Raw genomic sequence first — 11,997 nt, 5'->3', positions numbered from 1 at the left:
CGCCTCCTACCCGGACTACGGACTCGTCCGCAAGCGCGACGACTTCGACGAGACCCTGGCCCGCCAGGCGCCCGCCCCCGCCCATGTTCTCCAACCCATCCGGAGAGGCCATGCCTTCGACCCACGACGAGATCGCGGACCTGCGCCGGCAGGTGCGGATCCTGCGCGACCGCGCCGACCTGCGCGAACTGTTCGACCGGTACGTCAGCGCCCTCGACACGTACGGGGAGACCGAGCCCGCCGGGGACCGGTTCGCCGAACTGTTCACCGAGGACGTCACCTTCACCTTCCCGATCGGCACGTCCGAGGGGATCGAGGGCTTCACCGCCTTCCAGCGGGAGGCGGGGGCGCGCTGGGCACGCTCGCACCACCTCGCCGCCAACCACTCCATCGGCCTCGACGGTGACCGGGCCACCCTGCGCGCGCAGCAGCTCACCTTCCACGTCCACCACGACGGGGACCACCCGGCGGGGCGGTTCGACGTCGGGGGCCACTGCGTGGCCGCCGCCGTACGGACCGACTCCGGTTGGCGGCTGAACCGCGTCGCCTACCACGTCGTGTGGGACTCCGGCGACCGCCTGCCCGAGTTCGCCGGAGCCCGGCTGTGAGAACCCGGTGAACGCCGTGCAGATCGCCGGTTACTGGGTCCCCGCCCGGGAACCCGTGCGCGAATCCGGTCCGGCGGCGGCGCGGCCGTGCGCCCCGACGATGACCACGCTCCTGCGCCGCCGGGCCGTCTGGGGACTCGCCGTCGTCCGCGGACGGTCCGCGCGCCGCGGCCCCTGACCCGCTCCGCCCGTCCCGCCAGGAGGTTTCCGCCATGCCCCCCTCACCGCAGCCCGGTGCGCCCGCCGTCCGGGCCGTCACCCTCGACGGGGGCGGCATCCCGCTGTCCGGGCTGCTCGCCCTGCCCCCGGGCGGCGCGCCCCGGGCCCTGGTGGTCGCCCTGCACGGCGCCGGGATGAGCGCGGGGTACTTCGACAGCCGGGCCCGGCCCGGGCTCTCCCTGCTGGAACTCGGCGCCTCGCTCGGGCACGCCGTCCTGGCCCTGGACCGGCCCGGGTACGGGGCCTCGGCCGCGGTCCTGCCCGAGGGGCAGGACCTGGCGGGGCAGACCACCACCCTGCTCGCCGCCCTGGCCGGCTTCGCCCGCGCGCACGACGTCGGCGCGGGCCTGCTGCTCGTCGCCCACTCCAACGGCGGCCGCCTCGCCCTGTCCACCGCCGCCGCCCTCGGCGACCGCGGGCCGGGTGCGGATCCGATCGGGGGCCCGCTGCTCGGCGTGGACGTCTCCGGGATCGCCCGGCGCCTCGCCGTGGACCGCGCCGCGCTGCCCGGCTCCGGCGGTCCGGTGCAGTGGCGCCGGCACTGGGGGGCCCTGCGGTTCTACCCGCCCGACGCCTTCCGGCTCGGGCAGGAACTGCTGCGCCCCGTACCGGCCGTGGAGGCCCGGGAGATCCTGGAGTGGCCGGCGGCGTACCCCGCGGTGGCGGCCCGGATCCGGGTTCCCGTCCGCTTCACCTTCGCCGAACAGGAGCAGTGGTGGAGGCACGATCGGGCAGCGGTGGAGGAATTGCTCGCTCCGCTGCGGATGGCGTCCACTGAGGTGGTCCGCCAGCCGGACGCCGGCCACAACATCAGCCTGGGATGGGCCGCTCGTACCTACCACCTGCGTGTCCTGTCCTTCCTGGAAGAGCGCCTGCTCGCCCGGGACGTCGTCCGTACGCCGGTCCTGACGGCCCCTGACCGGGACCTGAACAAGGTTGACGTGGATCTGACATAAAGCCCGTTGACCCGTGGATCGGTACCTACGAGTCTTTTCGTGAGCATCCCGTGACGTGTAACGAAATCCGTCATCACCGGGACACGTCCACTCGTTCTGCCGGTACCCGCTTGATTCAGCATGATTCATCCCGAAAAGGAACACACATGAGTGACGTGAAGGACCTGGTGCAGGTCGCCGGAATCATCGACGCCGAAGAGGCCAAGCTGCTGGCCGAGGAGGGCGTCGACTGGTTCGGTTTCCCGCTCCGCCTCCCGTCGGGCAAGGACGACATCTCCGAGGCCGCGGCCACGGAGATCATCGCCGGTCTGATCGCCCCTCAGGAGGGTGTCCTCATCAGCTACCTGACGGACGCGGACGAGATCAGCGCGTTCACCACCCAGCTCGGTGTCAAGGCCGTCCAGCTCCACGGTGACGTGGAGCCGGAGCAGCTGCGCAAGCTCAAGGCCAACCGCCCCGACCTGTACGTGCTCAAGAGCCTGGTCGTCAAGGAGGACAACGCCGAGGAGCTGCTCCAGCTCGTCGACGACGTCGCCGAGTGGGTCGACATGTTCATCACCGACACCTACAACCCGGCCACCGGCGCCAAGGGCGCCACCGGCCTCACCCACGACTGGAACGTCAGCGCGGAGCTCGTCCGCCGCTCGCCCAAGCCCCTGATGATGGCCGGCGGTCTGAGCCCGGAGAACGTCGCCGACGCGATCCGCGCCGTCAAGCCCGCCGCCGTCGACGCCCACAGCCTCCTGGAGGGCCCCGACGGCCGCAAGGACCGCGCGAAGGTCGCGAAGTTCGTTGCCGAGTCCCGCCGCGCCTTCGCCGAGATCGCTTCCTGATCCCGGCACCTCCCGACCACGTGGCTGTGGCGGCCCGGGGGCCCTTCGCGGGGCCCCCGGGGCCGGGCCGCAGCCCGTCTCCACCGACCGACGAGAAGCAGGTTCTCATGGCGACCGGCCACCACAATGTCCACCCGCTGCCGCAGACCAACCAGCTGCGGGCCATGCACACGATCATCCGCGACCGCGGTGCGTCCCGCGCGGACTTCGTGTTCTACTCCCGCCGCATCATCCGCCTCCTCCTGGAATCGGCGCTCGACCAGCTGCCGTTCGACAAGCACGAGGCGATCACGCCGGTCGGTGAGACCTACGACGGACTGAAGTTCGCCGCCAAGCTGTGCGCGGTGCCCGTGATCCGGGCCGGCGACTCCATGCTGGACGAGCTGCGCACCGTGGTGCCCGACGTCCGCGTCGGCAAGATCCTCATCCAGCGGGACAAGACCACCAAGCTCCCGCACCTCTTCTACAAGAACCTGCCGGACGACATCGCCGACCGGCACATCCTGCTCCTGGAGCCGATGCTCGCCACCGGCGGCAGCGCCAACGCGGCCATCGAGGTGCTGCTGGAGGCGGGAGTGCGCGAGGAGAACATCGTCTTCGTGAACTTCATCGCCGCGCCCGAGGGGATCGAGGCCGTGCACCGCGTGCACCCGGCCGTCAAGATCGTCACCTCCTCGGTCGAACAGCGCCTGAACGAGAACGCGTTCATGATCCCGGGCATCGGCGACTTCGGCGACCGCTACTTCGGCACGACCGACTCGGCCGTGGTCCGATGAGGAGCAGCCGCACGCTGACGGACTCCGCGCTCACCGCGCTCGCGCCGGCGATCTGGGGTTCGACCTACCTGGTCACCACCGAGTTCCTGCCCGCCGACCGGCCGCTGCTGGCGTCGCTGCTGCGCGCCCTGCCCGCCGGCCTGATCCTGGTCCTCATCGGCCGGACCCTGCCGCGCGGCATCTGGTGGTGGCGGGCCCTGGTCCTGGGCGTCCTGAACATCGGCGCCTTCTTCTACCTCCTGTTCGTCGCGGCCTACAACCTGCCCGGCGGCGTCGCGGCGCTGGTGATGTCCATCCAGCCGATGCTGGTGCTGCTGCTGGGCGCCGTGCTGCTGAAGGACAAGATCAAGCCGGTCCACGTGGCCGCCTGCGCGCTCGGCGCGGCCGGCGTGGCCCTGCTCGTCCTCCAGCCGAACGCCGGACTCAACACGACCGGCGTCGTGGCCGGTCTGCTCGGCGCCGTCAGCATGGCCTCCGGCATCGTGCTCACCAAGCGCTGGGGCCGTCCCGAGGGCGTCGGCCTGCTGCCCTTCACGGGCTGGCAGCTGACGGTGGGCGGCCTGGTCCTGCTCCCGATCGCCCTGATCGGCGAGGGACTGCCCGACGAGATCACCGCCGAGAACCTCTGGGGCTTCGCCTACCTCGGCATCATCGGGGCCCTGTTCGCCTACGCCATCTGGTTCCGCGGCGTGCAGCGGCTCCCGGCCCTCGCCGTCTCGTTCCTGAGCTTCGCCTCGCCCCTGGCGGCCACCCTGCTCGGCTACTTCGTCCTCGACCAGGCGCTGTCGCCGCTCCAGATCGCCGGCGCCCTGACCGTGGTCGCGGCCGTCATCCTGGCCCAACCCCGGGGCGGCGGCCGGAACAAGCCGGACCCGAAGCCCGAGCCGGGCGGCGAGCCCACCACGACCATCCCGCGGGAATCCGTACAGGCCTGACCGGCCTGCTTCCCGCTCCCGAACTCCGTACCCGACCTGCCCCCCGGGCCAGGGCACGGAGTGGGGGTGGCACACCGCGGTCTCCCCCGTCCGCGGTGTGCCACCCACCCCACGCCGACCCGTGAGAGGACCGAGTCCGTGCCCCACATCCACGTCAGGCACTACCCGAGGAACTTCACGGCCGAACAGCTCAGGGAGATCGACGAGGCGGTCACCGCCGCCGTGACGCGCACCTTCGCCACCGGCGAGGACACCGTCTCGATCTCCCTGGAGCCGGTCACACCGGAGGACTGGGACACCCAGGTCCTCGACGAGATAGCGGCCCGCCGGGATCTGCTCCTCAGGGCGCCCGGCTACTGGAACGAGAGTTGAGAGAACCCCGATGAGCGCAAGCAGCGGCATCCCCGTCGTCTACACCGAGGAGGTCCGCGAGGCCCTCCACGAAGGCCGGGCCGTCGTCGCCCTCGAGAGCAACGTCATCACGCACGGCCTGCCCTACCCGGACAACGCGGCCACCGCCCGCAAGGTCGAGGACGCCGTACGGGCCGGCGGCGCCGTCCCGGCGACGATCTGCATCGAGGCCGGCGAGATCCGGGTCGGCATGTCGGAGGCCGACGTCGAGCGGTTCGCCTCCCTGCCGGGCATCCCCAAGGTGTCCAGCCGGGACATGCCCGTCGTGCTCGCGCAGGGCGGCCTGGGCGCCACCACGGTGGCGACCTCCGTCGTGGCGGCCGAGCTCGCGGGGATCCCCTTCTTCTCGTCCGCCGGCATCGGCGGCGTGCACCGGGGCGCCCAGGAGACCTGGGACGTCTCGTCGGACCTCATCCAGTTCACCCGCTCCAAGGTCGCCGTCGTCTGCGCGGGCGCGAAGATGATCCTCGACCTCGGCCTGACGCTGGAGTACCTGGAGACGCAGTGCGTCCCCGTCGTCGCCTACCGCTCGGACGACTTCCCCGCCTTCTACTGCCGTACGAGCGGCCACCGGGCGCCCCACCGCCTGGACGACGAGACGCAGATCGCCCGCGCCATCGAGGCCCACTGGGCGCTCGGCAACAACAGCTCCTTCCTCATCACCACCCCGGTCCGCGAGGAGGACGCCATCGACTCGGTCGAGGTTGACACGGCCATCCGGGCCGCCGTCGCCGAGGCCACCCGCGACGGGGTTTCCGGCCAGGGCATCACCAAGTACCTGATGCGCGCCGTGGACGCCGCCACCGACGGCCGTTCCGCCCGCGCCAACATGGCCGTCCTCGCCACCTGCGCCGAAGCGGCGGGCCGCCTCGCCGTCGCGCACTCCCGCCACCTCGCCGAGCGGGCGGGCGGCTGATCCGCCGCGCCCCACCGGCGTTTCCGTTCCACCTCCGCACCACGCGTTGACCCGAATCTGGAGAGTCACATGTCCGAGAAGCTGTTCGAGCCGGTCACTCTGGGGAAGCTGGCCCTGAGCAACCGAGTGGTCATGGCACCCATGTCCCGCAACCGCGCCACCCCCGAGGGCCTGGCCACCGAGCTGATGGCCACCTACTACGGCCAGCGCGCCGGCGCGGGCCTCATCATCAGTGAGGGCGTCCAGCCCAGCGTCGTCGGTCAGGGCTTCAGCAACAGCCCGGGCCTGCACTCCCAGGACCAGGTCGAGTCCTGGAAGCCCGTCACCGACGCGGTGCACGCCGTCGGCGGCAAGATCGTCGCGCAGCTCATGCACGCCGGTCGCATCGGCCACCCGGACCTGTACCCGAGCGGCCACCGGTCCGTCGCCCCGTCCGCGGTCGCCGCGGCCGGCCAGGCCTACGGTCCCGCGGGCCCGCTGGACTACCCGGAGCCGCGCGCGCTGACGGTCGAGGAGATCGCCGAGGTCGTCAAGGAGTTCGCGGACGCCGCGCAGAACGCGATCGACGCCGGCTTCGACGGGGTCGAGGTCCACGCGGGCAACGGCTTCCTGCTCCACCAGTTCCTGGCCGAGAACTCCAACCGGCGCACCGACCGGTACGGCGGCCCGATCGAGAACCGCATCCGCTTCGCGATCGAGGTGATCGAGGCGGTCTCCGAGCGCATCGGCGCCGACCGCGTCGGCGTGCGCATCTCGCCCGCCAACCCGTACAACGACATCGTCGAGGGCGACACCCGCGCGATCTACGAGGCGCTCGTCGCGGCCCTGCCGCCCATCGCCTTCATCCACCTCCTGGAGGGCGGCGACCGCGACCACACCGCGGCGCTGCGCGCCCAGTGGACCGGCACCATCATCCTGTGCCCGCACCCGGAGAACGGCGTCGCGGTCTCCGCGGCGATCGCCACCGAGGCGCTGGAGAGCGGCGTCGGCTGCGCCATCGCCTTCGGCTCGGCGTTCATCGCCAACCCGGACCTGGTCGAGCGGCTGCGCACCGGCGCCCCGCTGGCTCAGGACGACACGACCAAGTGGTACGGCGGCGACCACACCGGCTACACCGACTACCCGACGCACGCCGCGGCCGGCGCGGCGTGAGCGACTCCGGGCAGATGCTGCTCTTCTCGGGGCGGGCGCACCCCGGGCTCGCCGAGGCCATCTCGGCCGAGCTCGGTACGACGCTCGTCCCGACGAAGGCGATCGACTTCGCCAACGGCGAGATCTACATCCGCTACCACGCCTCCGTGCGCGGCGCCGACTGCTTCGTGGTCCAGAGCCACACGGCGCCGATCAACAAGTCGATCATGGAACAGCTCATCATGATCGACGCGTTGAAGCGGGCCTCGGCGCGCAGCATCACGGTCATCCTGCCGTTCTACGGATACGCGCGGCAGGACCGCAAGCACAGCGGCCGGGAGCCCATCTCGGCCCGCCTGGTGGCGGACCTGCTCAAGACGGCCGGCGCGGACCGGATCCTGACGGTCGACCTGCACGCGGACCAGATCCAGGGCTTCTTCGACGGCCCCGTCGACCACCTCTTCGCCATGCCGGTCCTCGCGGACTACATCGGCGCCAAGGTGGACCGCGAATCCCTCACGGTGGTCTCGCCCGACGCCGGCCGCGTGCGCGTGGCGGACGGCTGGTGCGACCGGCTGGGGGCGCCGCTCGCCATCGTCCACAAGCGGCGTGACAAGGACGTGGCCCACCAGGTCACGGCCCACGAGGTGGTCGGTGACGTCCGCGACCGGGTCTGCGTCCTGGTCGACGACATGATCGACACCGGCGGCACGATCTGTGCCGCCGCCGACGCCCTGTTCGCCCAGGGCGCGCGGGACGTCATCGTGGCGGCCACCCACGGCGTGCTCTCCGGGCCCGCCGCGGACCGCCTGAAGAACTCGCGCGTCAGCGAGTTCGTCTTCACGGACACCCTGCCGGTGCCCGGGGCCCTCGGACTGGACAAGGTCACCGTCCTGTCGATCGCCCCGCTCATCGCGAGCGCGTCCCGTGAGGTGTTCGAGAACGGATCGGTGACCCGGCTGCTGCAAGGCCGGTGACCGCCCGGACGGACGGGCCGACGGGGGCCCGTCCGTCCGTACGGGAAGACAGGCGCACCCGCCTGCCGATCCGCTCCCACCGGGCGCCGCGGCCACGGCCGGGCGCCACCGCTCATCGGTTTCTCCTCGCCGAGTCGCCACCTCGGCTTCTGACGGTTCACCGCACCGCGGCGTCCGCCTCGTGCGGAGGTCCCCCCACGATCGGTGAGCCGTCGCACCACCGGGCCCGCCGCAACGCCGGAGCCCGGTGGGCGCGGGCGTCCGAGCACGCCCGCTGTTCCACAACGGAAAGTAAGGAAGCGGGAAATGACTCTTCAGGAGACCAGCGTGCTCGAGCCCACCCTTCGCGGGAACAAGACGTTGCCAGGCCTGCTCGCCGAGCGGGTCGCCGAGCACCCGGACGCGACCGCCGTCATCTACCGTGACGACAAGCTCACCTACCGGGAGCTGGCCGCCAGGAGCTCAGGACTGGCCGACTACCTCAGACACCTCGGCGTCTCGGCGGACGACTGCGTCGGCCTCTTCGTGGAGCCCTCGCTCGACCTCATGATCGGCGCCTGGGGCATCCTGTCCGCCGGCGGCGCCTACCTGCCGCTGTCCCCGGAGTACCCGGAGGACCGGCTGCGCTACATGATCGAGAACAGCCAGGCGAAGATCATCCTGGTCCAGCAGCGCCTGGTGTCCCGGCTGCGCGAGCTGGCACCGAAGGACGTCACCGTCATCACGCTGCGCGAGTCCGAGGCGTTCGTCGTCCCCGACGGCCTCCCGACGGCGACGGCCCCGGCGACGGGCGCGCGTCCGGACAGCCTGGCCTACGTCATCTACACCTCCGGCAGCACCGGCAAGCCCAAGGGCGTGATGATCGAGCACGACTCGATCGTCAGCCAGCTCGGCTGGCTCCGCGAGGCGCACGGCATCGACCGTTCCAAGGTCGTCCTGCAGAAGACCCCGATGAGCTTCGACGCCGCGCAGTGGGAGATCCTCTCGCCGGCCAACGGCACCACCGTCGTCATGGGCGCCCCCGGCGTCTACGCCGACCCCGAGGGCCTCATCGAGACCATCGTCAAGCACGGCGTGACCTCCCTCCAGTGCGTCCCGACGCTGCTCCAGGGCCTCATCGACACCGAGAAGTTCCCCACCTGCACCTCGTTGCAGCAGATCTTCAGCGGTGGCGAGGCCCTGTCCCGCATCCTGGCGACCCAGGCCACGCAGGAGATGCCGGGCCGCGCCCTGATCAACCTGTACGGGCCGACCGAGTGCACCATCAACTCCTCCTCGTACACCGTCGACCCGGCCGCCCTGGACGAGGGACCGCAGTCCATCTCCATCGGCAGCCCCGTCAACGGCACCGAGTACCACATCCTCGACAAGGGCCTGTCGCCCGTCGGCGTCGGCGAGATCGGCGAGCTGTACATATCCGGCGTCCAGCTGGCGCGCGGCTACCTGCACCGCCCCGACCTGACCGCCGAGCGCTTCCTGGAGGTCGAGCTCACCGAGGGCGCCGCGCCCGTCCGCCTGTACAAGACGGGCGACCTGGGCCAGTGGAACCCGGACGGCACCGTGCAGTTCGCCGGCCGCGCCGACAACCAGGTCAAGCTGCGCGGCTACCGCGTCGAGCTGGACGAGATCTCGCTGGCGATCGAGAACCACGACTGGGTCCGCAACGCCGCCGTCATCGTCAAGAACGACGGCCGCACCGGCTTCCAGAACCTGATCGCCTGCGTCGAGCTGAGCGAGAAGGAAGCCGCCCTGATGGACCAGGGCAACCACGGCTCCCACCACGCCTCCAAGAAGAGCAAGCTCCAGGTCAAGGCGCAGCTGTCCAACCCGGGCCTGCGCGACGACTCGGAGCTGGCCGGACGCGCCACCTACGACCTGCCCGGCGCCCAGGCGACCCCGGAGCAGCGCGGCCGGGTGTTCGCCCGCAAGACGTACCGCTTCTTCGAGGGCGGCGCGGTCTCCGAGGCGTCCCTGCTGGAGCTGCTCGGCGCGCAGGTCCCCTCGGCCTACTCGCGCAAGGCCGCCGACCTGGCGCCCGCCGAACTGGGCCAGATCCTGCGCTGGTTCGGCCAGTACGTCAGCGAGGAGCGGCTGCTCCCCAAGTACGGCTACGCCTCGCCGGGCGCGCTGTACGCGACGCAGATGTACTTCGAGCTGGAGGGCGTCGCCGGGCTGAAGCCCGGTTACTACTACTACCAGCCGGTGCGTCACCAGCTGGTCCTGATCAGCGAGAAGACCCCGACCGGCAAGCCCACCGCCCACATCCACTTCATGGGCAAGAGGGGCGGCATCGAGCCGGTCTACAAGAACAACATCCAGGAAGTCCTGGAGATCGAGACCGGTCACATCGTCGGTCTGTTCGAGCAGGTGCTGCCCGCCTACGGCCTCGACATCCGGGACCTGGCGTACGAGCCCGCCGTCCGCGAGCGCCTCGACGTGCCGGAGGAGGACTTCTACCTGGGCACCTTCGAGCTCGTCCCGCACGCCGGGCAGCGCGAGGACCACGCCGAGGTCTACCTCCAGACGCACGGCGGCAAGGTCGCGGGCCTGCCCGCCGGCCAGTACCGCTACGCCGACGGCGCGCTGACCCGCTTCTCGGACGACGTGGTCCTGAAGAAGCACGTCATCGCGATCAACCAGTCGGTCTTCGAGGCCGCCAGCTTCGGCATCACGGTCGTCAGCCGGGCCCCCGAGGCGTGGATGCACTACGTCACCCTCGGCAAGAAGCTCCAGCACCTGATGATGAACGGCCTCGGCCTGGGCTTCATGTCCTCCGGCTACAGCTCCAAGACCGGCAACCCGCTGCCCGCGGCCCGCCGGATGGACACCGTCCTGACGGAGCGCGGCGTGCCGAGCGGCCCGTCGTACTTCTTCGTCGGCGGCCGGGTCAGCGACGAGCAGCTCGGTCACGAGGGCATGCGCGAGGACACCGTCCACATGCGCGGCCCGGCGGAGATGATCCGCGACGACCTCGTCAGCTTCCTGCCGGACTACATGATCCCCAACCGGGTCGTGGTCTTCGACCGGCTGCCGCTGTCGGCCAACGGCAAGATCGACGGGAAGGCGCTGGCCGCCTCCGACCAGGTCAACGCCGAGCTCGTGGAGCGTCCCTTCGTCGCCCCGCGCACCGAGACCGAGAAGGAGATCGCGGAGGTCTGGGCGAAGTCCCTGCGCCGCGAGAGCGTCTCGGTCCAGGACGACTTCTTCGAGTCCGGCGGCAACTCGCTGATCGCCGTCGGCCTGATCCGCGAGCTCAACTCGCGCCTGGGAGTCTCCCTGCCGCTGCAGAGCGTCCTGGAGTCCCCGACGGTCGAGAAGCTCGCCCGTCGCCTGGAGCGCGAGGTCGCGCAGGAGTCCTCGCGCCTGGTGCGGCTGCACCAGGAGGGTACGGGCCGACCGGTGTTGTGCTGGCCGGGCCTGGGCGGCTACCCGATGAACCTGCGCACCCTGGCCGGCGAGATCGGCCTCGGCCGCTCGTTCTACGGCATCCAGGCGCACGGGATCAACGAGGGCGAGAGCCCGTACGCGAGCATCGGCGAGATGGCCGCGGCCGACATCGTGGCCATCAAGGAACTCCAGCCGAGCGGCCCCTACACCCTGTGGGGCTACTCCTTCGGCGCCCGCGTGGCCTTCGAGACGGCCTACCAGCTGGAGCAGGCGGGCGAGACGGTCGAGAACCTCTTCCTGATCGCCCCCGGTTCGCCGGCGGTGCGCGCCGAGAACGGCGCCGAGTACGGCCGGGAGGCCTCGTACGCCAACAAGGCGTACACGACGATCCTCTTCTCCGTGTTCACCGGCAGCATCAGCGGCCCGGACCTGGAGAGGTGCCTGGAGGTCGGGAAGGACGAGCAGTCCTTCGCCGAGTTCATCGGTGAGCTCAAGGGCATCGACGTCGACCTCGCGAAGCGCATCATCGACGTCGTGGGCCAGACCTACGAGTTCGAGTACTCCTTCCACGAGCTGGCCGAGCGCACCCTCACCGCGCCCGTGACCATCTTCAAGGCCCGCGGTGACGACTACTCGTTCATCGAGAACAGCAGCGGTTACTCGGCCACCCCGCCGACGGTCATCGACCTCGACGCCGACCACTACAGCCTGTTGCGCACGCCGGACATCGGCGAGCTGGTGAAGCACATCCGCTACCTGCTCGGAGAGTAGGCGCGGACCGGTCCCGGACCGGTCCCGCGACGCGGCCGCCCCGCCGGAGGCGAAGAGCACACTGCAGAACTCCAGTC

The 11,997-nt window shown here is 71.0% G+C and carries 11 protein-coding genes; all 11 read left to right on the top strand.

All coding sequences use genetic code 11. The features are described 5' to 3' along the window. Nucleotides 1-110 precede the first annotated feature (110 nt). The 11 genes from AB0D46_RS37520 (at nucleotide 111) to AB0D46_RS37470 (ending at nucleotide 11,920) form a co-directional block, all read left to right on the top strand. Nucleotides 111-608, top strand: a complete 498-nt coding sequence (locus tag AB0D46_RS37520; RefSeq protein WP_362884457.1) for a nuclear transport factor 2 family protein — start codon at nucleotides 111-113, stop codon at nucleotides 606-608. Between the two features lie 7 nt (nucleotides 609-615). Beyond that, nucleotides 616-786 carry a hypothetical protein gene (locus AB0D46_RS37515; RefSeq protein WP_362884455.1) on the top strand — a complete coding sequence of 57 codons (171 nt, stop codon included), beginning with the start codon at nucleotides 616-618 and terminating at the stop codon, nucleotides 784-786. A 34-nt stretch (nucleotides 787-820) separates the two neighbouring features. Then, complete coding sequence (locus AB0D46_RS37510) at nucleotides 821-1,783, top strand: alpha/beta hydrolase (protein WP_362884453.1); 963 nt, start codon at nucleotides 821-823, stop codon at nucleotides 1,781-1,783. Nucleotides 1,784-1,929: 146 nt separating this feature from the next. Then, nucleotides 1,930-2,616, top strand: a complete 687-nt coding sequence (locus tag AB0D46_RS37505) for a phosphoribosylanthranilate isomerase (RefSeq protein WP_362884451.1) — start codon at nucleotides 1,930-1,932, stop codon at nucleotides 2,614-2,616. A gap of 107 nt (nucleotides 2,617-2,723) precedes the next feature. Next, nucleotides 2,724-3,392, top strand: coding sequence for a uracil phosphoribosyltransferase (upp, locus tag AB0D46_RS37500; RefSeq protein ID WP_362884449.1), 669 nt, complete (start codon nucleotides 2,724-2,726; stop codon nucleotides 3,390-3,392). Beyond that, nucleotides 3,389-4,327 (top strand): EamA family transporter, encoded by a 939-nt coding sequence (locus tag AB0D46_RS37495; protein WP_362884447.1) that lies wholly within the window; start codon nucleotides 3,389-3,391, stop codon nucleotides 4,325-4,327. The genes upp and AB0D46_RS37495 overlap by 4 nt, the downstream gene beginning before the upstream one ends. A 138-nt stretch (nucleotides 4,328-4,465) precedes the next feature. Further along, on the top strand, nucleotides 4,466-4,699 hold the full coding sequence (locus AB0D46_RS37490; RefSeq protein WP_362884445.1) for a tautomerase family protein: 234 nt from the start codon (nucleotides 4,466-4,468) through the stop codon (nucleotides 4,697-4,699). A 10-nt stretch (nucleotides 4,700-4,709) separates the two neighbouring features. Then, entirely contained in the window at nucleotides 4,710-5,654 is a 945-nt protein-coding gene (locus AB0D46_RS37485; protein ID WP_362884443.1) for a pseudouridine-5'-phosphate glycosidase, read from the top strand. Nucleotides 5,655-5,723: 69 nt separating this feature from the next. Next, nucleotides 5,724-6,806, top strand: a complete 1,083-nt coding sequence (locus AB0D46_RS37480) for an alkene reductase (protein ID WP_362884441.1) — start codon at nucleotides 5,724-5,726, stop codon at nucleotides 6,804-6,806. A 14-nt stretch (nucleotides 6,807-6,820) separates the two neighbouring features. Next, complete coding sequence (locus AB0D46_RS37475) at nucleotides 6,821-7,762, top strand: ribose-phosphate diphosphokinase (protein ID WP_281210119.1); 942 nt, start codon at nucleotides 6,821-6,823, stop codon at nucleotides 7,760-7,762. 306 nt (nucleotides 7,763-8,068) lie between these two features. Continuing rightward, nucleotides 8,069-11,920 (top strand): amino acid adenylation domain-containing protein, encoded by a 3,852-nt coding sequence (locus AB0D46_RS37470; RefSeq protein ID WP_362884439.1) that lies wholly within the window; start codon nucleotides 8,069-8,071, stop codon nucleotides 11,918-11,920. Nucleotides 11,921-11,997 lie beyond the last annotated feature (77 nt).

The sequence above is a fragment of the Streptomyces sp. NPDC048383 genome, assembly GCF_040651775.1.
Taxonomy (GTDB): Bacteria; Actinomycetota; Actinomycetes; order Streptomycetales; family Streptomycetaceae; genus Streptomyces.
The sequence above is the reverse complement of the archived record's forward strand: the minus strand, read 5'-3'. Positions and strand labels throughout refer to the sequence as shown.